Consider the following 22,832-nt stretch of genomic DNA (forward strand, 5'->3'; position numbering starts at 1 on the left):
ATGTTTTAATGGGTTATTTATGAAAGAAATTATGGATACGAGCCTTGTAGAAGGCTATATCTTCCTTTTTGAAGTCCTTGATATGGTTGGAAAGGAATGTCAGCACGTCCTCCTCGCTGTAATAGGTCTTCTTGCCCAGCGTCTTGTAGGGCAATGCGCCTACGCTGCGGTAGCGTTGGAGGGTGCGTTTGCTTATCTGGAGCAACATGCACAAATCCTGATTGTCGAAAAGGCGGATGCTTTCCGTGATAGTGGGCTGTTTCCCCTCAGCCTTCATCGCCAGCAGCAGTTCGTCCTGACGGTCGAGCCGTTCCATCAGCTTCTGCATCCAGCCCTCGAAGTTGTTTCGTGTGAGCAGTTCCATGACCTATGTCCTCCTTCCTTTTGGTTTGCCGCCCGTGCGCAGCGTGTGGTTGCGTTTCAATTCCTGCGGTGTCGCCGCGTCCTCGTTGACGGCACACGCTTCAAGCAGGCGGTCTATTTCCGACTGCCGGTAGCGGCATTTACCGCGAAGCACGACATAACCGATGCGTTGCTCGCTGCGCATACGCTGGAGGGTGCGGGTACTCACGTTAAGCAGGTGCGCCGCCTCGCGTGTGGTGAGCAACCTGTCGGGCGATGCCGCTTTCTTGTCGCCGGAGGCGGCACGGACGTGTGCCGCAATCTCCGCTATCTGTTCCGTCAATGACCGGAAGGCAGAACTTTCCATCGTTATCACTTTCATATTCAGTCCTTTATTTTTGTTTATTTTCATGAACATAGGCTGCGCCTCGGCATACCGTTCAAGCAAGTTTGACGCTCTACACTCGGCTTGCTCTATGTTTCTGCGACAAAATTCGGCAATAAACAAAAGGGGCTTTAACAACTCACTACGTGACTCACGTAAGATTTTTACGGAAGATGGCTCCGTAACCCGGTCAAACGGTGCAACAGGCAGCCTTTCAGCGGAAAACGGTACGTGTTAAGGGCTGCATCGTTACCTTTGCGGGCAAACCGATAATTGCATGAATATGGAAATAGTATCTATCGAGAAAAAGACTTTCGAGATGATGGTGGCGGCATTCGGCGCACTCTCGGAGAAGGTCGCCGCCCTAAGGCGCAAAAGCGACACGGGGCGCATGGAAAGATGGCTCACGGGCGAGGAGGTCTGCGGGCAGTTGAGAATAAGCCCGCGCACGTTGCAGACGCTGCGCGACAGGCGGCTTATCGGCTACTCGCAGATAAACCGCAGGTTCTATTACAAGCCGGAGGAGGTTAAGAGGTTGATACCGCTTATCGGCACGCTCTATTCGCACGGCAGATGATTTGATTTATTCACCCACTGAATCCGAAGTTATGATGAACGAGACCAACGATGTTTTTACGATGGAAGACGAGCCGATAGCCTCTGTGATGCAGGATATGCGCAAAGGCTCGAAATGGCTGTCTGTATTTCTGGAAAGTTACCGCCCTCCGCTGGACGGGGAACGTTACCTGACTGACGGTGAGGTGGCGGAACTGCTCCGTGTCAGCCGACGCACCTTGCAGGAATACCGCAACAACCGCGTGTTGTCCTTCATACTTTTGGGAGGGAAGGTGCTTTACCCGGAAACGGGGCTGCGCGAGGTGCTGGAAGCGAACTACCGCAAGCCGCTGGAGTGAGGCGGCCAACATGAAAAAGGAAACGGGCGACATTTTGTGGTGCTGCCCGTTTACTTTTTATATACTTGGGTGTTTTAATGACCTTAAAACCAGTTTTTTGATTGATCCAACCAATTTCTATCGTTAGAAATTCATATAGTTAATAAAAAGTTGTAACTTTGCATTTAACGCAATCTAAAAATTAATTGTAATGGCAATTTTAAACAACATTAAAAATGTACTATCAGAAAAAGGAGTTATGAGCAAATGGTTGGCAAAACAATTACAGAAAGATCCTGCAACAGTATCTAAATGGTGTAATAATCATTCTCAACCTGATTTGTACACATTTGTTCGTATTGCAAATTTGCTTGATGTTGATGTTCATGAACTTATTTGTCATACAAAAAAATAGTATCTAAAGGAATATAGATGTTTCACCATTTTTAAGCATGTAAATAAAGTGTATGAGCAATAAAATTTGGAATTTTGATATATTAGTTGATGATTGTTTTGTTAATTTTAATACAAAAAAGCAAGAAATAAATCCAGATCATAATGACAGGTTATTATCAGTTGCTAATGGCTTTGAAGATGGCAGTTGGAGATATCGTCAATTCAAAGAATTTGTTTTCAGTAATATTGCAGAAACAGCTTTGTCTGCACAAGAACGAGAGAAATTAATAGATAATGATTACGGTAGGCTTATTGAGGCTGCCAAACATTTACGACTTGTTGACAAAGAGCAGAATGGAAAGGGAAGTGAAATAGCGGAAATTATTCTATATGGCATAATGAAGAACCATTATAAAGCCTTATCTGCAATACCTAAAATTTTTTATAAACAGAATGATAATGATAATGCAAAGGGCTCTGATTCTGTACACATTGTAATTGACCCAAATGGAGGCTTTCAACTTTGGTTAGGAGAAGCTAAATTTTATAATTCTCTTGAGGATGCGCGATTATACGAACCAATAAATTCTGTTGAACAAATGTTGCGCAAACCTATTATGAAAAAGGAATGCGGAATAATGACCAATCTCAATGAACTTGATAAACAAATTGAAAACCAAACATTACTTAAAAAGATAAAAGAATGTTTCGATGAGAATACTTCCATTGACGAAATAAAACCCAAACTACATATACCTATTCTTTTATTACATGAATGCCAGATAACAGCAAGTACTACTGAAATGAGTGATGAGTATAAAAATAGTATTATTTCTTTTCATAGAGATCGTGCTCATTCGTTTTTTAAGAAGCAGATCAACAAGCTTAGTTCTGTTCATAAGTATTCGGAAATAAACTTTCATTTGATTCTTTTTCCTGTTCCTGATAAAACAAAAATAGTAAACTGGTTTATTTCACAAGCAAAAAATCTCAAAAATGATGCAGACGAATGATATATATAATACATGTTTAGATATAAGTAATGTTCTAAATGCTGGTGATATAAGTAATGCAAGATCCAAAGTAATTACATTACTTCATGAGATTAATGGTACTAACAATAATTCATATATGGAATTAGTCAACCATCTTATTCGTGAAGTGGGGCTTTTACCGTATATTGATACATATACTGCATCTTGGGAAGATCGGTTTGTATGTGAAGTTTTTAAAGTTAATATTGGAGAAAGAAAACCTTGTGTCTTACATACTGCTCAATCACAGGTATTAAAGAAGTTATTAGAAGGGAAAAGCGTTGCGGTGAGTGCTCCTACAAGTTTTGGTAAAAGTTTTGTTATTGATGCATTTATTGCGATTAAACAACCAATTAATGTTGTAATATTAGTACCTACGGTTGCTCTTGCAGATGAAACAAGAAGACGAATTTGCCGAAAATTCTCTCATCAATATAAAATAATTACAACAACAGATGTAGAACTTGCGGAGAAAAACATATTGGTATTTCCGCAAGAAAGAGCTTTTGCCTATATAGATAAACTTCCTTCAATTGATATTCTAATCGTTGATGAGTTTTATAAGGCAAGTACAAATTTTGATCTTGAAAGAAGCTCCACTTTACTCAGTTCAATGGTAGAACTCGGAAAGAAAGCTAAACAAAGATATTATCTTGCCCCAAATATCCATGAAATAGAAGAAAATGTATTCACTGAAGGGATGACATTTCTGCGTATGGATTTTAAGACCGTTGTAACGCATGCATGGCGGTTATATAAAAGCAGACCAAAGAATGAAGATAAACAGAGTTTTAAGACACGTAAACTTATTGAATTAATAAATACAGGTATAGGTAAAGCTTTGATATATACCGGCACATATAAGGGAATTGAAGAAGTAACAACAATTCTTAACAGAAATTTATATAATAAAGACTCTGAACTGCTTGCTAATTTTTCTGATTGGCTGGAATGCAATTATGGAGAAAAGTATATTCTTAAAGATTTAGTCAAACATGGTATTGGTATTCATAATGGTCAGCTACATCGTTCTCTTAGTCAAATTCAAATAAAACTATTTGAAGAACAGAATGGGTTAGATTATTTGGTATCGACCTCGTCTATAATTGAAGGAGTAAATACTCAAGCAGAGAGTGTCGTTTTATGGTCAAATAAGAACGGGGCTCATAAGATTGATTATTTTACCTTTCGCAACATCATTGGACGCGCAGGCAGAATGTTTCGTTATTTTGTAGGTCGTGTCTATATGCTTGAAGAGCCACCAAGTCAAGAAAATACTAAATTGAGATTAGAGTTTCCTGATGATGTAGTAAAAAAACTTGATGGAAATGACCCCGGTATAAAATTGAATAATGAACAATATGTAAAAATTCAACGATATCAAGATGAAATGATAGAACTTCTTGGAACGGATATTTGGCATAGAATTGAAAGAATACCACAAATCAGAAGTTGTAAACCATCAATGTTAAAGATAATTGCGGAAAAATTGAAAACTGATTCCAATTGGCCAACAAATTGCGATGCTTTACAAAACAATAATACATGGGAATGGAGGGATGCTTTAGGAGATATCATAGAAATTTTGGAATATCATCGAAAAGGACATTTACGGTATTATGCATGTGCATGTAGTAATGGATGGAAAATGACTATAAAAGAGCTATATAACACAGTAAAAGATTATGGTATTACATATGAGGATATATTTACATTTGAAAGATATGTATCCTTTAATCTCTCATCTATTATTGCGGTAATTAATATTATACGTCAAGAACTTTATCCTAATTCCTCAAATATCGCCAATTTTGTATATAAAGCATCAAATGCCTTTTTACCTAAAATTGTATTTCAACTTGAAGAATACGGATTACCGAGGATGATTAGTAAAAAGATACAAAATGCAGGTCTTATAAATCTTGAAGACGATTCTAAAGAGATTACAATCGTTATACAGGAATTTAACACGATAGGAATTGAATACCTTGAACAAAAAATACCTAATCTCCATTCATTTGACAAATATATATTAAAACATTTTATGAACGGAATTCGTTGCATAACGACAAATCAAAAGAATTAAATAATAGCCATATTATTACCTCTATATTTTTTGAGATATGATATGGCTATTTAGATAAGGATCCATATAGAAATTCTTTCGTATAATTTTCATTTGATATCTTCAACAGTACGCAGTTTTTCCGTTCTGTATAAACATCACGTATGTTTGCCGCTTCTCTTGTGAGAGAACCTTTCCTACCAGCCACATGCGGAACAGGTAGGTGTTGTAGGTGTTCAGCCGAAAAGCAATCAGAATAATGATTTCAGGCGCGTACACGTCCGCGTACAGCCCGTTTTCAAGCTGCATGTAGCGGCACACCTTGTAGTCGTTCAGCACGTCAGACTTGCGGACGGCTTTGATGACGGCGTTCACTGCCGGGACGGTCGTATGGAACAGTCCGGCTATTTCGGTGGCGGTCATCCACACATCGTTACCGGTTACGCTGACCGCCTTGTCCTCTATGATGATTATGTCACGTTTCATGGCTCCTCTTTTTTAGATGGTGCAACCTGCAAATTCCTCGACGTTGTTTAACCTTGCGGCAAGGTTTTCCATATCCTGATTGAGTTTTTCTTTGGTTATCTTCGCGTAAATCTGCGTCGTCTTTATGCTCTTGTGTCCAAGCATGGAGCTGACCGTTTCGATGGGTACGCCGTTGGAAAGGAAAACTGTCGTGGCTGCCGTGTGGCGGCTTTGATGCCACGTGATATGCTTGGTGATGCCGCAACGCTTGGCGACGGCACGGATACCGGCAAGGCACGTGTTATAATGCGGAACGGGGAATATCCTGCCGTTCTCGCATAGCCCACGGTATTTGCCGATTATGCGGTTGGCGATGTCAAGCAGGCGGATGTTGGACACCACGCCCGTTTTCTTGCGGTTGATGTTTATCCACTCGTGTTCGTCGAAATAGGTACGGATATTCTCTTCCGTGAGGTTGCGCATATCCGCGAACGACAATCCGGTGAACGCACAGAACAGGTAGAGGTCGCGGTACAGTTCCTGTTTGGCGTTTTTCAGTTTCCCCTCCATCAGCAGGCGTATTTCGTCTTTGGTCAGGAAACTGCGTGTCGTTTCCTCCTTCTTGATTTCATACTCGCGGAACGGGTCGCGTGTCAGCCACTCGTTGTTGATGGCTATGAACACCATTGTCCGTAGCGGGCAGACGTACAGCCACACGGTATTGGTGCAGCAGTGCTTGTCCGTGCGCAGGAACATCTCGAAGTCGGAGATGAAAGCGGGAGTAAGCTCTTTTAGGGCGATGTCCTTCACATGGTAGCGGATGTCGAGGAACTCTTGCAGGTGCTTGTAAACGACACGGTACTTTTCCAGTGTACCTTTTGCTTTCATGCCTGCTTCCACCTGTTTCTCATAGTTCTCGTTGTGCCGACGGAACACCTGCATCAGCGTGTGGTAGCGGTGTTCCAGTCCGAGAAAGGCGTTCTTTACCTTCTCCGCCGTGACGAAGTTGTCACGCTCCATGATTTCCTGATAGTGTCTGTTGATGCGCACCCGCATCTTGTCAAGCATACGGTTCGTTTCGAGTGCCGCCGCGCTTCTGCCCGTGACACGTCCCCCTTTGGTGTCCCACAGCTTCGGATCGACACTCAACTTGCAACTGAACTGCGTCTGGCTGCCGTCCACCGTGATGCGTCCCATGACGGGAACCGTCCCGTCCTTTTTCACTACCTGACGCTTGAGGTAGTAGATTACTGAAAATGTACTCTTCATCGTTCTTAATTTTTGGATTTCAAAATTAGTTGGTGAAGAGTCCGGTGTCGGTACGCAAAACGGGGAGGAACGGCGCAATCTTTTTTCCGTAACCGTATTTGTTACGTGAGTTGTGGGTAACTCACTATAACATAGTGTCTTGTTTCGCCATTCGTACCCGTTTGTCGCATTTTCGGACATGGTTACGAACAAGTAACGTTGCGGCGTCAAGATTTGGCTTCGGCAAGGATTGTAATGGCTTCACGAATTATCGCCACTTTAACTAAAACCCTTGTAACTCAATTCTATCACTATATCTTTCCGCATTTCACTTTTTTGTAGTAACTTTGCATTTGCAAATAACCATGCTATATGGTAACATTCCAGCTCGTATGATGAGAAAAAACAAAGAAATTTTTTCAAAATTTGGTATGCCACAAGGAGGGTACATAAATGCTGAATTTTCTTTACAAAGTGCCTCTCATAACTCGCGTGTAAACAACCAACGGCAAAGTTGGTCGCAAATACGCAAGTTATGAGTGATGTTTATAATCTGTTGTTATTGAATATGTTACGACATTTTTGCATCTTTTTATTCTCTTCTTTACCCTTTCTTGGCGGCTGAAGCATTGAGATAAGCTTACTATTTGCATGCTTTAATGCTGCTGAAGCATGTGAATAACACCTCTATTGTATGTTTCCAAGACCGTTCAGTCTATGTTTCAACTTGAAAAGACCTCTTTTTTGGTAAAATCAGCCCATTTTTGTCCATCGTCTGCCTATTGATTTTTTCTATTTTGAAGATTTCAGATGGCCGATTTTTGGTAAATTAATAGGACAATAATATAGCAGTTGCTTTAATCCAAGAAGATAAAGTACACTGAATGGTAGCCAATGATACCTATTGCAGAAATACTCTCGACACTTTCGTTGTTAATAAATATTAATTAAAATAGAAATACGAAAGAGTATGAAGCACTTTAAATAAAAAGTATTACCTTTGCATCCGCAAAACAGAATTGACTTCCGGTTCATTGGTGCGTTAGTTCAGTTGGTTAGAATGCCTGCCTGTCACGCAGGAGGTCACGAGTTCGAGTCTCGTACGCACCGCCAACAAACCGTTCAATTCGTCTATCGCTTTGGTGCGTTAGTTCAGTTGGTTAGAATGCCTGCCTGTCACGCAGGAGGTCACGAGTTCGAGTCTCGTACGCACCGCTTCAACACTCTAATTCAATACAGAGTTGTTGTCTAAAGAATAAAAAAAAGATGTGCCTTACTTTTGGGTACATCTTTTTTAATTCTACATTCCATACATCCTTGCTAAACAGAAAAGACCATATCCAACCGAGTAACTGATTTGGATATGGCCTTTGATTATAGTGATGATGTCATTCAACACCCTTTGTAAGAGATGTTTCTCTTATTACATCATCCTACCTAAAAACATTTACATTCTACTTGATAAAAACTTTTTTAGTTGTTCCGTCTGCAAACTTGATGATATTGAAACCTTTGGTTGGTACTTGAAGCTTCATACCATAGAGATTGTAGATACCGACAATATGAGTTGGCGTTGTATTCTTGATTTCTTTCAAACCTGTTGGAACAGGAAGACCAAATTTAGATATGGCAAGTATCGTAGCACATTGTCCACTGGAGAAAACACGGAAAGTAAGACCTTTGACTTTTTTGTTCTTGTCTATTCCATCATATTCGTATTCAAATACTCGGAAATCATTTCTGAAATCAAACTCATCAAGCTCTGCTTCTCCGTACTCATAATCCTTTGCCATAATACGTCCTAAACCACCAACAGCAGTCATGTTGTTATCATATCCATACCAATCCACGGCATTCATATTATATTCATCGCCAGTAGTTCCATCTTCATAAATCGGTGCAACCATGATGTCGTTATTCCCTCCACCAGTACTGGTATACAGCACATAGATACGTTCTGCCTCCTCAGGCTGATTGAATAAGATGGTCTTCTTCTTATATAACTCATCGATAACCAATGCATTATTCTGATCAAAAGGAGCGAGTTTGAAAACATTACCGTTCTTTGTTGTAATCATGCGGTTGGCACCAACCAAGTGCCCACCCTCATCACGTTCTATATCAGTGGTATAGAAGGTCCAGCCGTTAGCATCTACTGTTTTGGTGACGTGCTTATCAGCGGGCAGCGCTTCTACAATGACGTCTCCATTCCAGCCATCTTTTACTTCTACAGGGATGCAAGTAGCCACAGCTTCTTTGTTTTGCTCGAAGGCTTCCACTTCAGACAAAGAAGGATAGAACAACGGATTGAGCGTACAAACAATAGCCAGCTCTCTGGCTGTTACATATTCAGGTAACATGTATTCTAATTCAGATACCTTTCCGATATTCTCGAAAGTGTGGATAGTTGTCCATCCTCTGCTGCCATCGTCACTTACACGTATTTCTATCTTGTTGTTTACACAACCTTCTATATCATTATCATCTTTCCCCTGATTGTTGTTCGGTATGTGTATTTTAATCTTAGATATATTCCATGCCATGTCATTAGAGAACACAGCCCAGAAGTCACGTTCATGTTTGGAAGGATTCTCAACCATGCCGCAAGCCTCGTTCAAGAGGTCACCATCCGTCAAGACGGTAGTTGTATATTTCTTAACAGGAGCATTGTACACATAGCCATCAGGATATTGCAACAAGTTAGCAGACAATCCAGCTAAAGCGTTGACAGCCTTAGGATCATCAATGATAACCTTCACAGTCTTTTCCTTATATGAAGAGCCATTGTGTACCATGAACTTCAAGGATGACACACCCATATTTTTACCAGTAGTGACAGGCACTGTAAAAGTATGCGCATTCTTGTCCTCTACAGGTTCACCTAACACCAAGTCAGTACTTGAAGATTCTACTTTACAATAGAATTGGTCTTGGCGCTCCTCTCCATTCATGTCATAAGTTAATACTACCTGATGAGTACCAGAAACGTTCATTCTCACCTCGTCATCTGCACTAAGCTTAAGGTTAGAGTTGCTTACACCATACACCTCGAACTCCCATATACGCAATGTCATACCGTAGTCCGAATATGGATTCAATTTTACATACCTTGCAGTGGTAGGCATAATATAATCTTCCTTAATATTGTCACGCTCGCGTCCTTGTTCGTCTACAAGCAGTTTCCAGTTGATGCCATCTTCACTCAAATAAATTCGATAATTGCCAAAGTTCTCATTGCTTTCTGGTCCTGACTTACAGTCAAATATCTTGAAGCCATATATACGATAATCTCCCTGCAAGTCGATGACACATTCGTGCGTAGAGTTTATGTTACACCATTTGTTGTGAATGTCACGAGGATTGGTATCACCATCAATAATATTGCGAGGCGACTCGGCTTCACCCGTTGCTCCACTATACGACTTGATAGTTTTGTGAAGAGCCACATTATTTACTTCCTGTATTTCATGCTCTTCCAATACATCGAATGCACACACCTCAGTACTTGATGTACCTGCGTCATTGGTAGCCTCCAACTTCACATTCTGTTTACCCACAGCCTTGGCTATAACAGTAATAGTGTTGTCGGTCAGTTTGCTACCCGCTTTCAGCTCAAGCGTCTCAGGCAACGTCCATTTCCAACCAGTAGGTTTGCCTGTACCCTTTGCTCTCAAAGTCACTTCTTCACCAACCTTCACAAAACTCTTACTTGGAGAGATGGTGACTACTGACAATTGCGCTGCAGGATAGTCAACTTCCAGCTTTGCAGGAGTTTGTTCAGAACCATCTTTCATAACGGGCACAACCTCTACCTCAACTTTCTTATCCTTGCCATTGCGATCAAAAGTAGGAACATAGAATCCCTCACCACGTGTCTGTCCCACGAGTTTGTTTTCACCAGTTTCTGATTTCACATAGATATCAAAATGATCTAAATCGGTATTTTCCTCCCAATCCCATGTCAGACGAAGGTCTCCTTTATACTCTTCAAACTTAGTTCCATTACTTAAATTCGTAATAGACATTTGCTTTGGAACATAGTTGGCTGGTAACATGGCAATCTGTCCTATGGACAGCACATAATTGGGTTGCTCAACATTTGTTTTAAGATTGAGTGCAATCATATAGACAGTCCGACCGTTTAATGGCGACAAATCATACTCTGCCACAGTCCAACCATTCTCGTTGGTCTTAACAGGATTGTTCAAGGTCACCATTTGTCCGTCAACTTTACTCTCAACTCCCAGCTTTACTTCTATCGTGTTGTCATCAGAACACTTATATACCAATTTGAATTTACCACCTTTCGTAACATCAATCTTGGTTTTATAAAGACGCATGAGGTGGTCACCCTGCGACAACTTACCGCTGACAGTCATTGAATTGCTTACATTGTATGCGTCTGCCCAATTAGTTGCCACTTTGAGGTCTCCACGGTTTTCTATCCACCAACGCCATGTAGGCAAAACGCTTTGCATACCAGAGTGATACCAATCTTGCGTAGCGCGTTTCTCACCTTTCACAAATCGATATTTTCCAATACCCACACTCATGTCTGATACAAAGGGCATCTGTTGTATAGCTGAGCGCTCAATGACACATCCCGACATTCCTGGCCATGATGTATGCGTACCGTTATCGGTTATCTTTGACGGATCACCCAATCGGTTTACCCAAGTTGCTTCTTCGTTCATGAAAGTATACTGCATGGCTGTATATGCTTTCTGACCTTGATTGTTGGAAGTGTTCAACAAATCCTTGACATTATCTTTCCAGATACGCTCTTCTGGACAAAACAAATCAACCGAACCCGAATGTCCGTTCACATCAAAGACTTTCCGCAACTCATCGCCAAAGCCACACAAACCTGCATCTACACACTGAATGCCTCCGTAGATTTTTGAGAAAATATCTTCCTGCTTACAGCCAATCCTATCAGCATAGCTACGATAGTCGCCTACAGATCCATATTCCAAGAACTGAGACGTATTCTTGTGACTCGCCAAGATGCCAACGTTAGGTTGATGAGAAGCATTATACCATTGAATCTCCATCTGGGTATCGCCAGCCTCATCAGCCACACGGTTAAACTCCTTGATAAATTCTGGCCAAGCTGTGGGGAAATATACGGCGGTTTCCTGATTGATAAACCAACCATCAAACCCAAAATACTTCGCTATTTCGTAAAGTTTAATTGCATAAATATATTTGCCATTCTCCTGTTTTAATAGCTCATACACCCACTCTGGATTTCCGCCATAGGTGTTAGGCGGAAAGAATATTTGTCCCAACACTTTTACGCCACTGGCATGAGCTGCATCAATAGAACCAGCAGGTGGCGGTATGATAATTCCTTCAGATGCTGAACCTGCCCAATATACCAGTTTGTCCATATACTGCCAGTAGGTGGGCTGATATCCAACAAAGTTATTAGCTCCCTGTGAAGGACACAAACTACAGGTTGGAAAAAGTATGGAGGCGTTACAAACCTGCCCCTCGTAATACTGATTACGATTAGCTTTCATGGGCATCGGTTCTCTGAAGCGTGAAGCCAATGGTACCCTACTTCTATTGAACTTCGCATTAGGGTCAGTCTTAGGAGACCAGTCCTTAATGTCTTTAGGATGCCAGCATCCACCGTATGGTTGCTGCGCCTTGACCGTTCCTAAGCATAACAAGGTAAGGAACGTCATTCCAAAAAGTCGTTTTACATTCATGATTTTTTTGTTAATTGTTGTTTATCAATAGTTATATATAAAGAGTTATAGGTCTAAATTTCCATAAATAAGAAACATCTATTTATAGAACAAACAACAAGTCAATAATACTTAAGAATTTCTATGAAATTTCTTGCACAAACTTTTTTAACGAAAAATTTGGAAAAATGAACAAAACTCTCTACCTTTGCTACTGTTATTTACAATTTACGTTAAAAAATAATTATCCATCGCCTATAGAAACACATTTACTTAGAATCAAATTTTTAAGAAATGAGAAATTTAACCGAGCTGTCTGATGAAGAATTAGCGATGGCTTATATCAATGGGCAGTATGCTGCTTTCGATTTGTTATTGTCGCGCAATCAGTCCAAAATATTTTCCTACATCCTTTTTGTGGTTCGTGATCGCAGCATGGCAGATGACGTTTTTCAAGATACTTTTGTCAAGGTCATTACCAAGTTGCAGCAAGGAAAGTACACAACGAGTGGGAAGTTCAGTGCATGGGTGATGCGTATTGCTCACAATGTGATTATGGACATTTATCGTGACCAAAAGTCTGAAAAGATTGTTGAGGCAACCGAAGACAACGATTTGTCTAACTTTGGCGATCAAGCACTGCTTGAGCAGGCCATAGAGGCTAAGTTTGTGAACGATCAGGTGCTGCAGGATGTAAAGAAGATGATGAACCTGCTTCCTACCACACAGCGAGAGGTAGTGTATATGCGTTTTTATCAACAGCTTTCATTCAAGGAGATAGCCGAGACGACAAATGTAAGTATCAACACTGCCTTGGGGCGTATGCGTTACGCACTGATTAACTTGCGTAAAATGGCTCAAGAGCATGACTTGATGCTTCAGTTGTTATAATCGGGCGAAAGGTAAAGAGTGGCGCGGTCACTGCTTGTAGCTTTGGTCAAAATGCCTTGCTTGCATCTTGCGCTTAGCAGTGCTTTAGCCAGCGAATAGTAGCGATAGGGTCTTTCGCTTTGAATACATAACTGCCACTCACCAACACATCAGCACCCGCTTGAACTAATCGTGGAGCGGTATCTTCTTGCACACCACCGTCCACTTCGATGAGGGCTTGAGCGCCCGACTCGTTGATAAGCTTTCGGAGACGCTTTACTTTTGCAATGGTGTTCTCTATAAAGGCTTGTCCGCCAAAGCCTGGGTTCACACTCATGAGCAACACTAAATCAACATCGTTGATGATATCTTCTAATAGATGTACGGGTGTGGCAGGATTTAAGACCACTCCTGCTTTCATGTCAGCATCATGAATTTGCTGTATGGTTCGATGAAGATGCGTACACGCTTCGTATTGCACTGACATCAATGTAGCTCCCGCTTCGGCAGCTTGTTGAATGTATCGTTCTGGTTGAACAATCATAAAATGTACGTCGAGTGGCTTTTGACAGATTTTTGACACGGCGCGAATCACAGGGAAGCCAAACGAAATATTGGGAACAAACACGCCATCCATGACATCCAAGTGCAGCCAGTCTGCATCACTTTGGTTAATCATGTCAATATCGGCTTGAAGGTTTGTAAAGTCAGCTGATAGCAGAGAGGGAGAAACGAGTGTGAGTTTTTTCATTTGACAGATAAAGATTAGTTAAGACAATAAGCAATGTGGTGATGCTGTGTCTTTGCGACACGATAAGTGCGTGCCAACTGTTTGAGGAGTCGAAGTGTGGCTTCGGAGGGGTTGAGTTCTTCAGGAGTAAAATACGGCATAGGCTTCATTTGCTAAATTAATGTTTTGTATAAATACATAACGTGCGGGACATCGCTTTATTATACAGTCAGGAAAAAATGTTTCCAAATCCTCTCACCTTATTATATATAACAATCTTTGGTCTTAGATAGATGCAGAAAGACTCATTTTTTTTGCCCCCTTTTATCAAAAATATGATTTGAAAATCTCCATTATTTCAAATTTTATGCTTAATATTGCAGTGATAGTCTCTCTGAAGACCCAAGGATGATGTTTACACCAACCGTGACAAGGAATGTTTTGGGACGGTGGGTGTGTTCTATTCATGGAAGTATTTTACAAGAAAAATAATTTACTGACGCAACCAATGGCAATGAAAATTAAAGTTTGTGGCATGCGTGATACCGATAACATTCGCGCAGTAGCCAAGTTAGATATAGATATGATGGGGTTTGTTTTTATTCCTGATTCACCTCGTTACGTTCAGATGATTAGCAGTCATGCAGGGATTATTCCTGATTATAGTGAGCAAAAGCTCGCAGAAGGGATGCAGACGAAGCGTTCGGATGAAGTCTGTCACAGAATAAAGCGAGTGGGCGTCTTTGCAGATGACATGCCTCAAAATATTGTGACACGTGTTTACAACTATGATTTAGATTATGTTCAATTGAATGGAAGTGAAAGTCCTGTCATGATAGACAACCTACTTCGAACCATCTGCCCAGACATTCGTCCCACATTACAGATTATCAAAAAGATAGAAATCAATGGACCCGAAGATTTAACAGTGTGCGAAGCTTACAAAGGAGTTGTTGATTTGTTCTTGTTTGATATCAAGCGTGAGGCATCAGAACAGGCTACTTTGGAAAAAATCAATGCCATTTTGAGTACATACAACGGTTCTATTCCTTTCTTGTTGAGTGGTGGAATGGGATTCTTCAGTGCCTCATTGTTGCAAACCTTGCATCACCCCCAACTGCAGGGCATTAATGTCAATGAAGAATTTGAGACACAGCCGGGTGTGAAAGATGTTGAAAAACTAAGGCATTTTGTGGAACAAGTTAAAGAGAATAGCTAACGACAGCATCACCGTTAGAACCATCTAACAGGAAAAATGTTTGCCTCCTCTATCAAAAATTATTATCTTTGTGTTTAGAAGAACCTTACCAAGCATGGACAACCTCCAACAACATCACGACCCACATTTGTTACCCTCCTCAACGAATGATGAAGATATCATCCAAAAACCGCTCAATGATGACTTGCCTTGGTATGCCTTGCGACTCTTTACACTGAAAACACAGCAAGTGATTGACTATCTTGAAGAGCACCATTTAGTTTATTTCATTCCTATGGAGTACGTCGATGTAGAGGATAGGAAGCATCGTGTGCAACAGAAGTTGCGCCCCGTTGTGCGAAATTTAATATTCATCAAACGAACCATGTCCGAACTGTCAATTCGGAAAATATTGACAGATGCGCCATTCAAGGGTTCTGTTATCCGTAAAAGTAGAGAGGATAGGCAGTATTACGAGATTCCGTCACGACAAATGTTTGAATTTCAAGCAATGTGTAACCCAGAGATAGTGATGCGCCAATACCTTTCAGAAGCACAAGCCAAGCTAAAGGTGGGTACGCCCGTATACGTGAAGTATGGTCCCTTAAAAGGATTGAGTGGGCGACTGGTGCGGAGCAATAAAAAATATTTTTTGTTGAAAGAGATACCAGGGTTGGGTGTGATGCTCAAAGTGTCTCGTTGGTGTTGCCGCCCCATGGTAGAGGAATGAACAGCCACGTAAGGATAATGGGAATCGCTTCCTGTTGCAAAGAGTGGACGGATGAAAAACAAACGAATTAACCAATATAAAATCATGACCGACTTTTTATCGCTTTGTAAAGACCGTTATGCCGTGAGAAAATTCACGGATAAAATGGTAAGTGAGGAAGATATTGCTTATCTCAAGGAAGCCATTCGCTTGGCACCGTCGGCAGCAAACCGACAGCCATGGAAATTTATCTTTGTTGTTTCACAAGAAGCAAAAGAGAAACTCCGCCAATGTTATCATAGAGAGTGGTTTAAGACAGCACCCATGTATGTCATTGCCATGAAGAATGAACACGCTTGTTGGGTTCGCGAAGAGGATGGTAAGCAGCATGCGGATATTGATGTGGCGATAGCTACCGAACATCTTTGTTTGGCAGTAGCCGACCGAGGATTAGGAACTTGCTGGGTGTGTCATTACGACATCGAACTTGTCAAGAAGTATTTCCCTGTCAAAGATTTTGAGGCTGTTGCTCTTATCCCTGTCGGTTACATAGACACCTCGGTGAAACAGCCTGAAAAAGTAAGGAAGTCAGCCAAAGAAATATTTCAAGAAATATAATAAAGAAGCATTGTTTTGGTTTTATGGCTGTGTGTGAAAGGTAATGAAAAGATGCGAACAGTCCTTAGATAGTTCTTCTTCACACAAGAAAACACATCAAGATAAAAAACTTAATAGGAGCACATTTATATGAAATCTTTATTTGAAAACAAAAAAAGTAGCAAGAACAATCAGGTTAAAAATCAAATCATTGAATATTTTATCGTCAATGGTAATGCGACCAATGCCGACTTGGCGAAGGAGTTTAATTTGAGCGTTCCAACGATAGTGAAGATTGTCAATGAAATGTGTGATGAGGGTTTCGTGATTGAATATGGAAAGTTAGAGACAGAAGAAGGCAGGCATCCCAATCTTTATGGACTGAACCCAGAGTCTGGATATTTCATAGGAGTGGATATCAATGCTACCTGTGTGCATATTGGATTGATGAATTTCAGGGGAGACTTGATTGATTTGTTGACCGATAACAGTTATAAACACGAGAACACACCAGCAGCGTTGGAGCAGCTTTGTAGCATTATTTCTAATTATACTGACAAACTCAGTGTACCCAAAGAAAAGATATTTGATATCAATGTCAATATTTCTGGTCGTGTTAATCCTGAAACTGGTTACAGTTATTCTGTTTTTAATTTTTCAGAAGCTCCTTTAGCAGACTTTTTGAGTCATCGCTTAGGCTTTAAGGTAACCATAGAGAACGATACAAGAGCCATGACGTATGGCGAATATCTCAAAGGATGTGCCCATGGAGAAAAGAACGTTTTGTACATCAATGTGAGTTGGGGCTTAGCGTTGGGGATGATTATTGATGGAAATTTGTACAAGGGTAAATCAGGTTATGCTGGAGAATTTGGACACAATTTCTTTGTAAACAACGAAATTATTTGCCACTGTGGAAAGAAGGGTTGTTTGGAAACAGAGGTTTCAGGGCTTGCCTTTGTGCGAATAGTGAAAGAGCGTGTGAGTAATGGAGAATCGTCTAACATTCAACAAGACGACACAGGAAACTTTAGTATGGGAGCACTTATTGATGCAACATGCAATGACGACACCCTATGTATAGAGGTCGTAGAAAGTATGGGGCGCAAGTTGGGACAGTCCATAGCAGGTCTTATCAATATCTTTAATCCAGAGTTAGTGGTGATAGGTGGCACTTTATCTGTCACAGGGGATTATTTAATGCACGCTATCAAGTCGTCTGTGTTAAAATACTCGCTCAATTTGATGAATCGTGATACCAAGTTAGTGCTCTCTAAATTGAAGGATAGAGCAGGGGTGATAGGTGCTTGTCTAATAGCAAGGAAGAGAATTCTTGAACTATAACATTGCTGTTGACAATTCTGTCCATGCCTTTTATTGAAGAAGTTGGGAAGTTGAAGGAGTAGATGATTTGCCTAATGGCTGCATCAAATCTTGGGTTCAATGAGCGATTATACGCCAATATTTATCTTTATCCTTCAACTTCCCACCTCTTTCTATCGTGATTTGCTTTCGTTCTCTTTTTCCATAATGTCTTTGCACAATAAGTAACTCTTCATCATCATGCGTGGAATGTGGAACGGTCCTTTGAAGATATTGCCTTTGGCAGGTTGAGCCACGGTGCCGTCTCGATGCAGATAGCCGTACCATTCGCCATATTCTTTGTCGGGGAAGTGGCGATATGTCCACTCACTAATCATCTTGTGTTTCTCAATGTACTTCTCATCACCTGTGGCTAAGTAGGCATACAGCGTTGCAATGATGGTTTCGGTCTGTGGCCACCAGAACTTCATATCCTGCGAATAGTCTTGTGGTGGGAAGTTTTTACAGTCGCGGAAATTGATGATACCACCGTATTTCTCGTCCCATCCCCAATCCCACGACCAGTCAAGAATCTTTGTTCCCAATTCAACCAAGTGTGAGTCCCAGTTGCGATAGCGTGCTTCTTCCAAGATAAACCACGATGTCTCGATGCAGTGGCCCGGGTTAATGACACGCCCGTTGAGTGTGTCAATCAACTCGCCATTCAGTCCTACGGTTTCCAAGATGGCTTTGTATTCGGGATGTACGAAATACTTTTCCAGCTTTTCTATCGACAAGTCTATCTGCTTTGTCAATTCTGGCGCATCGATAGCCTCTCGCAATCGTGAGGCTGTATTGATGAGAATCATTGTCAGCGAATGTCCTTGGCATTTCATGGCGGGCAGGTATTTGGGTTCAAGTAGCCCGGGCGTGTTGGCATAATGTTGAATGGTGTGGAACACCTCTAATGCTTTTTCTGCATATTCTTGTTTGCCAGAAGCTATCGAATATTCGGACATTGCAATGGCGGCAAAGCACTCTGAGAACAAATAGCGACGCATACGTAGGGGTGTACCGTCAGCTGCCACCTCAAAATACATCCGCCCATCCTCGTTGGTGCAATGGTTAATGATGAAGTCAATGCAGCTCTTTGATGCTTCGAGCCATGCAGGATTTTTCTCAATATGGTTATAAGCATAGGCTGTTATAAAGCCAAACCGACCTTGAAACCACACTGATTTGGTGGTATCCATCAGCTTTCCGTCTCTGTCCAGACAGGTGTACACGCCTCCATGCTCTTTGTCAAGACCATTTGTTAGCCAAAAGGGAAGGATATTATTCGTCAGATCGCTGTGATAGCGTTCTTCCCATTGGGATATATAGTTTTTGATTTCCATTTCTGTGAATATTTTCTTTCAATATTAAAACTGGTTGCAACGAGCGAAGAAGTTGATAGCTTCCAGTTCTTTTTTCATTTGTTGCTCTTCCTCGTTGGTCATATTCTGGAATGGAACACGATTAGGACCCAAATCAAAACCTAAAAGTTTCATGATACGTTTGCCGCCTACAATGTTGCCACGGTATCGACAAATCACGTTGATGACTTCTTGTGAAAAGTTTTGTTTTTCGCGAGCTGTCTCAATATCCCCATTCTTCCATGCTTCGATAATGCCCACCAGTTCGCGCCCGTTGTAGTTGGTAGTTCCACCAATACCACCCTGTGCACCGCCTTGTGCTAAGCTGGGCAGTATCGTTTCGTCTTGTCCATGCAGCATGTCATATTTACCATTTTTGTACAATCGGCATTGATTGTATTCGTATAAACTCTCGAATGTGTACTTGATACCAGCAAAATTGGAGATTCTTCCGTCCACAGCTTTCAGCAATTCCAGCATAGGAAGGAAAGCACCATTAAAGGCTGGTATGTGATAATAATAAAAAGGAAGGTCGGGAGCACTCTTTGCAATGGCTTCGCAGTATTTCACCAATTCCTCTATTCTTCCTATTTTAGGAAATGGAGGTGCCATGGATCCAATCCCCCATGCCCCAATTTCTTGAGCATGTGCTGCTAATTTCTGACTCTCGCGCAGACAACAACTGCCAACATGCACAATGACTTTGAAGCCTTGTGGAGCTACTTTGAGCCAGCGTTCAGCTAATTGCATGCGTTCTTCAGTAGTCAGCATATAGCCTTCTCCAGACGATCCGTTGATAAATACGCCTTGCAATCCATTTTTTTGCAGCATGGCTGCATACTTTTCAATAGGTTCTAAGTTCAAGTCGCCATTCTCATGAAACGGTGTGAATGGTGCGTCAATTAATCCTATAATCTTTTCCATTTTTTATATGTTGATGATTTTTATTTTGAATTTTGAGGAGATAAGCCCTGAAGAGCGCTCTCCGTTATTGCTTTCAAATTTAGCCAACAGTTATGATGCGTTATCTGTTGTTGGTTTTAGACACGCCAGTTGTAATATCAGCGCTATTACCACGATACCTCCTAAAATGGCAAACCCTAATCCTAAGTTGCCACCATCGCTCCATTTGCCCAACACTTGCGTCACCAAGGCGCCAGCAAACACGCCTACCATGTTCATGATACCATAGGCAGTGCCACGATGTTTGGTCGAAATAAACTGACAAAGGATGGGCATGTTGTTGGCATCAAAGATACCGTAGCCCACACCAAAGCACAGACCTGCGCCAACAATGGCAACAATATGATGTCCGAACCCAAGCAATATCAAGGCAGGTATCGTCATGCCCAGTCCGATGGCACTGGTGTAGATACGCCCTCGGATGTTTCTCTGTACCCATCGGTCGGACATAATACCTCCCACGATGACACCCACAAATGATGAAACAGCAATGGTAATAGTACTCAAGGGACCTGCACTCGACATGTCAATGCCTAAATTGGTAGCAAAGAGCGTTGGTAGCCAGTTCTTTGTTGCCCAACCCGGTAAGCTTGGAACAGCAAAATAGAACAAGATAATCCAAAAAGCCCAATTGGATAGCACGATGCTTAACCCCTTGAAAGGATTGATACTGGCTTTACTATGTGTCGTGGAAGAGGTTGATTGTGCGTGTGAGGGGTTTTCGTGAAGGAACAAGAACAGCACGATAGAGTACACAACTCCAATGATACCAAACCAATGGAATGCCGAATGCCACGTAAACATGGCTGCAATAGTGGCACCAAATCCACCTATGGCTTGCCCCGTGTACAAGCCCGTCATGTGTATGCCAATTGCCAAAGAGCGTGATTTCCCCTCATGCCAGTCGGCTATCAGTGATAGTGCGGAAGGGATGTAGAGCGCTTCACTAATGCCCATAAAGGCGCGCAACCAATATAGTTGCGTGAAATTTTCGGCATACCCCATAAGATAGGTCACGCCCGACCAAACAAACAGACTGCCTACCACCAACCACTTACGGCTCACACGGTCGGCTATCATGCCTGCAAACGGACTTACCAATCCGTAAATCCACAGAAATACTGCCATCAGTGCACCGAATGCTTCTGCCTTGTTCAATTCTACAATATCTACTTTCATCGACTCTTGCATGGTGGAGAGCATCTGCCTGTCCATGTAGTTGAGCAATGCTACCACCCATAGCAGTGCAACTACGAGCCACGGATAATATTTTTTTTCTTTCAGGTTCATTTCTTTTCTCTTCTTTTAGGTTTTAGTTCAAATATAGCGGTTATAAAGGTAAGCGGAAGCGGTATATCTCCGCAGTTCTGATTCCTGGTTTCAATTCTCCACCTATTATATATACGTAGGTGCCATCGAACATCAAAGATGCTCCAGCCCTCGCTGCAACTTCATGGCTTCCCAAAAGTGTCCACTTGCCATTCTTGTATAAGTTGATATAGGGATTGAATCGATACCATGCTATGGGATGTTTCATATATCCAGGCATGGGACGGTTTACGGCAGCCTCGAACACGTCTTTGTTCACACCACCTAAGGTCACAATGCCTGCATCACCACAGTTCACGACAGCTGCTCCTCCAAGATACATCTCTTCTTGCTGGCATGTTCGTGGTCCTTCTACTGATTTTGCTCCACTTTTGGTAAACTGGTATCCCTGCATTTGTAACTGGGCATCTTGCTTGTCTGTCTTGGAGGTGCATCCTCCCCACGCATAAAACGCACCGTCAGTGTAGCCACAGACAGGTTGTCCTAACACCTCACTTGTCATAGGCGAAAGTATTTCCCATCCTTTTTGCAAATCTTCAAGCTGAAGTTGTGCAATGTGCAAGCCGTCGTACACCATCACAGTAGAACAACCGAGGCTTCCAGCAAAGTTATCCAGTTTCCACGGGAGGGCAGGGTAGGCTTCCACAACAGCCTTCCCCTGTTCAATGGTTATCTTGAATACCTGATCAGATGAGCCTTCGGCATTACACCCACCCATGCAAAGCAAACCATTGGGCAGGCTGACTGATACGCCATAAGCACAAGGTTCGGGTAGCTTACCTATCAACTGCCAATCAAGTGTGTCCGCAGTTGTGCTTATTTTGGCAGCGTAAATCCCTTGATAAAATTTCTTCTTGCCACCATCAGCGGCAGGAACATCAGGAAAATTACACCCACCTGCCATGATGAGATAGTCGTCAACAATTCCAGCAAAGCATGCCGAAACCCCTTTCTCTATTCCTTTCTCGCTTACTGGAAACCCTTTGATTCGTTCCATTTGAAGATGCCCAATGCCCTTTGCACTGGCATCATGATTACAGATACATGCCATGAAGATAAAAATTAGTAATTGATGAACAGGTCTTGTTATAGTCATTGCTTTTATTTTACGCACATTCTTTTTTCTTGCCAAACATGCTGTCCAGACTTAGGCAGGGCAACAAATGGCGTGAATCGTCTGTAAATATACAAAATA

General features: G+C 41.7%; 21 protein-coding genes and 2 tRNA genes. 12 read left to right on the forward strand and 11 right to left on the reverse strand.

What is annotated here, in order from left to right; all coding sequences use genetic code 11:
• Positions 1-13: 13 nt before the first annotated feature.
• Complete coding sequence (locus tag DEM91_RS00720) at positions 14-364, reverse strand: helix-turn-helix domain-containing protein (RefSeq protein ID WP_004291454.1); 351 nt, start codon at positions 362-364, stop codon at positions 14-16.
• Positions 365-367: 3 nt separating this feature from the next.
• Complete coding sequence (locus tag DEM91_RS00725; RefSeq protein WP_002561004.1) at positions 368-724, reverse strand: helix-turn-helix domain-containing protein; 357 nt, start codon at positions 722-724, stop codon at positions 368-370.
• A 280-nt stretch (positions 725-1,004) separates the two neighbouring features.
• On the opposite strand from DEM91_RS00725, the gene DEM91_RS00730 reads away from it, so the two are divergent.
• The 5 genes from DEM91_RS00730 (at position 1,005) to DEM91_RS00750 (ending at position 5,136) form a co-directional block, all read left to right on the forward strand.
• On the forward strand, positions 1,005-1,304 hold the full coding sequence (locus tag DEM91_RS00730; RefSeq protein ID WP_019131010.1) for a helix-turn-helix domain-containing protein: 300 nt from the start codon (positions 1,005-1,007) through the stop codon (positions 1,302-1,304).
• A 31-nt stretch (positions 1,305-1,335) separates the two neighbouring features.
• Positions 1,336-1,641 (forward strand): helix-turn-helix domain-containing protein, encoded by a 306-nt coding sequence (locus DEM91_RS00735; protein WP_002561005.1) that lies wholly within the window; start codon positions 1,336-1,338, stop codon positions 1,639-1,641.
• 190 nt (positions 1,642-1,831) lie between these two features.
• A complete protein-coding gene (locus DEM91_RS00740) occupies positions 1,832-2,035 on the forward strand; it encodes a helix-turn-helix transcriptional regulator (protein WP_002561006.1) in 204 nt (67 codons plus the stop codon).
• Between the two features lie 52 nt (positions 2,036-2,087).
• Complete coding sequence (locus DEM91_RS00745) at positions 2,088-3,029, forward strand: DUF1837 domain-containing protein (RefSeq protein WP_002561007.1); 942 nt, start codon at positions 2,088-2,090, stop codon at positions 3,027-3,029.
• Complete coding sequence (locus DEM91_RS00750) at positions 3,013-5,136, forward strand: DEAD/DEAH box helicase (protein WP_004355287.1); 2,124 nt, start codon at positions 3,013-3,015, stop codon at positions 5,134-5,136. The genes DEM91_RS00745 and DEM91_RS00750 overlap by 17 nt, the downstream gene beginning before the upstream one ends.
• Positions 5,137-5,238: 102 nt before the next feature.
• Here DEM91_RS00750 and DEM91_RS00755 read toward each other — a convergent pair whose 3' ends face one another.
• Both DEM91_RS00755 and DEM91_RS00760 read right to left on the reverse strand, forming a co-directional pair.
• Positions 5,239-5,601, reverse strand: coding sequence for a hypothetical protein (locus DEM91_RS00755; RefSeq protein WP_002561010.1), 363 nt, complete (start codon positions 5,599-5,601; stop codon positions 5,239-5,241).
• Positions 5,602-5,613: 12 nt separating this feature from the next.
• Positions 5,614-6,849, reverse strand: coding sequence for a site-specific integrase (locus DEM91_RS00760; protein WP_002561011.1), 1,236 nt, complete (start codon positions 6,847-6,849; stop codon positions 5,614-5,616).
• A 1,015-nt stretch (positions 6,850-7,864) separates the two neighbouring features.
• On the opposite strand from DEM91_RS00760, the gene DEM91_RS00765 reads away from it, so the two are divergent.
• Both DEM91_RS00765 and DEM91_RS00770 read left to right on the forward strand, forming a co-directional pair.
• Positions 7,865-7,941: transfer RNA gene (locus DEM91_RS00765), tRNA-Asp, on the forward strand.
• A gap of 28 nt (positions 7,942-7,969) precedes the next feature.
• Positions 7,970-8,043, forward strand: a tRNA-Asp gene (locus DEM91_RS00770).
• Between the two features lie 239 nt (positions 8,044-8,282).
• Here the strand turns inward: DEM91_RS00770 and DEM91_RS00775 are convergent.
• Positions 8,283-12,545, reverse strand: coding sequence for an endo-beta-N-acetylglucosaminidase (locus DEM91_RS00775; protein ID WP_249857468.1), 4,263 nt, complete (start codon positions 12,543-12,545; stop codon positions 8,283-8,285).
• A 273-nt stretch (positions 12,546-12,818) separates the two neighbouring features.
• Here DEM91_RS00775 and DEM91_RS00780 point away from each other — a divergent pair, with 273 nt between their 5' ends.
• Positions 12,819-13,415 carry an RNA polymerase sigma factor gene (locus DEM91_RS00780; protein ID WP_008123213.1) on the forward strand — a complete coding sequence of 199 codons (597 nt, stop codon included), beginning with the start codon at positions 12,819-12,821 and terminating at the stop codon, positions 13,413-13,415.
• 73 nt (positions 13,416-13,488) lie between these two features.
• On the opposite strand, the gene rpe is transcribed toward DEM91_RS00780, so the two are convergent.
• Positions 13,489-14,145 (reverse strand): ribulose-phosphate 3-epimerase, encoded by a 657-nt coding sequence (rpe, locus tag DEM91_RS00785; RefSeq protein ID WP_249857469.1) that lies wholly within the window; start codon positions 14,143-14,145, stop codon positions 13,489-13,491.
• Between the two features lie 14 nt (positions 14,146-14,159).
• Positions 14,160-14,285: a hypothetical protein gene (locus DEM91_RS12555; protein ID WP_008123217.1), complete on the reverse strand. Its 126-nt coding sequence runs from the start codon at positions 14,283-14,285 to the stop codon at positions 14,160-14,162.
• A gap of 353 nt (positions 14,286-14,638) precedes the next feature.
• Between DEM91_RS12555 and DEM91_RS00790 the strand changes: the two genes are divergently transcribed.
• The 4 genes from DEM91_RS00790 (at position 14,639) to DEM91_RS00805 (ending at position 17,972) form a co-directional block, all read left to right on the forward strand.
• Positions 14,639-15,343, forward strand: a complete 705-nt coding sequence (locus DEM91_RS00790) for a phosphoribosylanthranilate isomerase (RefSeq protein WP_249857471.1) — start codon at positions 14,639-14,641, stop codon at positions 15,341-15,343.
• A gap of 94 nt (positions 15,344-15,437) precedes the next feature.
• A complete protein-coding gene (locus tag DEM91_RS00795; protein WP_249857472.1) occupies positions 15,438-16,052 on the forward strand; it encodes a UpxY family transcription antiterminator in 615 nt (204 codons plus the stop codon).
• Positions 16,053-16,103: 51 nt separating this feature from the next.
• Entirely contained in the window at positions 16,104-16,649 is a 546-nt protein-coding gene (locus DEM91_RS00800) for a nitroreductase family protein (protein ID WP_249857474.1), read from the forward strand.
• Positions 16,650-16,778: 129 nt separating this feature from the next.
• Positions 16,779-17,972: an ROK family transcriptional regulator gene (locus DEM91_RS00805; protein ID WP_249857476.1), complete on the forward strand. Its 1,194-nt coding sequence runs from the start codon at positions 16,779-16,781 to the stop codon at positions 17,970-17,972.
• Positions 17,973-18,124: 152 nt separating this feature from the next.
• Here the strand turns inward: DEM91_RS00805 and DEM91_RS00810 are convergent, their stop codons facing one another.
• The 4 genes from DEM91_RS00810 to DEM91_RS00825 form a co-directional block, all read right to left on the reverse strand.
• Positions 18,125-19,327 carry an AGE family epimerase/isomerase gene (locus tag DEM91_RS00810; RefSeq protein WP_249857478.1) on the reverse strand — a complete coding sequence of 401 codons (1,203 nt, stop codon included), beginning with the start codon at positions 19,325-19,327 and terminating at the stop codon, positions 18,125-18,127.
• Between the two features lie 24 nt (positions 19,328-19,351).
• Positions 19,352-20,269 carry a dihydrodipicolinate synthase family protein gene (locus tag DEM91_RS00815; protein ID WP_249857480.1) on the reverse strand — a complete coding sequence of 306 codons (918 nt, stop codon included), beginning with the start codon at positions 20,267-20,269 and terminating at the stop codon, positions 19,352-19,354.
• A gap of 90 nt (positions 20,270-20,359) precedes the next feature.
• The gene (locus DEM91_RS00820) at positions 20,360-21,598 is read right to left on the reverse strand and encodes an MFS transporter (protein ID WP_249857482.1); all 1,239 of its coding nucleotides are present in this window, start codon (positions 21,596-21,598) and stop codon (positions 20,360-20,362) included.
• A 40-nt stretch (positions 21,599-21,638) separates the two neighbouring features.
• Entirely contained in the window at positions 21,639-22,733 is a 1,095-nt protein-coding gene (locus DEM91_RS00825) for a mutarotase (RefSeq protein WP_249857483.1), read from the reverse strand.
• Positions 22,734-22,832: the final 99 nt, after the last annotated feature.

The sequence above is a fragment of the Prevotella sp. TCVGH genome (assembly GCF_023522295.1).
Lineage (GTDB): Bacteria > Bacteroidota > Bacteroidia > Bacteroidales > Bacteroidaceae > Prevotella > Prevotella timonensis.

Excerpts from the sequence above, each read along its gene's own strand:
- DEM91_RS00720 (WP_004291454.1), bottom strand. The coding sequence starts at position 364 with ATGGAACTGCTCACACGAAACAACTTCGAGGGCTGGATGCAGAAGCTG.
- DEM91_RS00725 (WP_002561004.1), bottom strand. The coding sequence starts at position 724 with ATGAAAGTGATAACGATGGAAAGTTCTGCCTTCCGGTCATTGACGGAA.
- DEM91_RS00730 (WP_019131010.1), top strand. The coding sequence starts at position 1,005 with ATGAATATGGAAATAGTATCTATCGAGAAAAAGACTTTCGAGATGATG.
- DEM91_RS00735 (WP_002561005.1), top strand. The coding sequence starts at position 1,336 with ATGATGAACGAGACCAACGATGTTTTTACGATGGAAGACGAGCCGATA.
- DEM91_RS00740 (WP_002561006.1), top strand. The coding sequence starts at position 1,832 with ATGGCAATTTTAAACAACATTAAAAATGTACTATCAGAAAAAGGAGTT.
- DEM91_RS00745 (WP_002561007.1), top strand. The coding sequence starts at position 2,088 with ATGAGCAATAAAATTTGGAATTTTGATATATTAGTTGATGATTGTTTT.
- DEM91_RS00750 (WP_004355287.1), top strand. The coding sequence starts at position 3,013 with ATGATGCAGACGAATGATATATATAATACATGTTTAGATATAAGTAAT.
- DEM91_RS00755 (WP_002561010.1), bottom strand. The coding sequence starts at position 5,601 with ATGAAACGTGACATAATCATCATAGAGGACAAGGCGGTCAGCGTAACC.
- DEM91_RS00760 (WP_002561011.1), bottom strand. The coding sequence starts at position 6,849 with ATGAAGAGTACATTTTCAGTAATCTACTACCTCAAGCGTCAGGTAGTG.
- DEM91_RS00775 (WP_249857468.1), bottom strand. The coding sequence starts at position 12,545 with ATGAATGTAAAACGACTTTTTGGAATGACGTTCCTTACCTTGTTATGC.
- DEM91_RS00780 (WP_008123213.1), top strand. The coding sequence starts at position 12,819 with ATGAGAAATTTAACCGAGCTGTCTGATGAAGAATTAGCGATGGCTTAT.
- rpe (WP_249857469.1), bottom strand. The coding sequence starts at position 14,145 with ATGAAAAAACTCACACTCGTTTCTCCCTCTCTGCTATCAGCTGACTTT.
- DEM91_RS12555 (WP_008123217.1), bottom strand. The coding sequence starts at position 14,285 with ATGCCGTATTTTACTCCTGAAGAACTCAACCCCTCCGAAGCCACACTT.
- DEM91_RS00790 (WP_249857471.1), top strand. The coding sequence starts at position 14,639 with ATGAAAATTAAAGTTTGTGGCATGCGTGATACCGATAACATTCGCGCA.
- DEM91_RS00795 (WP_249857472.1), top strand. The coding sequence starts at position 15,438 with ATGGACAACCTCCAACAACATCACGACCCACATTTGTTACCCTCCTCA.
- DEM91_RS00800 (WP_249857474.1), top strand. The coding sequence starts at position 16,104 with ATGAAAAACAAACGAATTAACCAATATAAAATCATGACCGACTTTTTA.
- DEM91_RS00805 (WP_249857476.1), top strand. The coding sequence starts at position 16,779 with ATGAAATCTTTATTTGAAAACAAAAAAAGTAGCAAGAACAATCAGGTT.
- DEM91_RS00810 (WP_249857478.1), bottom strand. The coding sequence starts at position 19,327 with ATGGAAATCAAAAACTATATATCCCAATGGGAAGAACGCTATCACAGC.
- DEM91_RS00815 (WP_249857480.1), bottom strand. The coding sequence starts at position 20,269 with ATGGAAAAGATTATAGGATTAATTGACGCACCATTCACACCGTTTCAT.
- DEM91_RS00820 (WP_249857482.1), bottom strand. The coding sequence starts at position 21,598 with ATGAACCTGAAAGAAAAAAAATATTATCCGTGGCTCGTAGTTGCACTG.
- DEM91_RS00825 (WP_249857483.1), bottom strand. The coding sequence starts at position 22,733 with ATGACTATAACAAGACCTGTTCATCAATTACTAATTTTTATCTTCATG.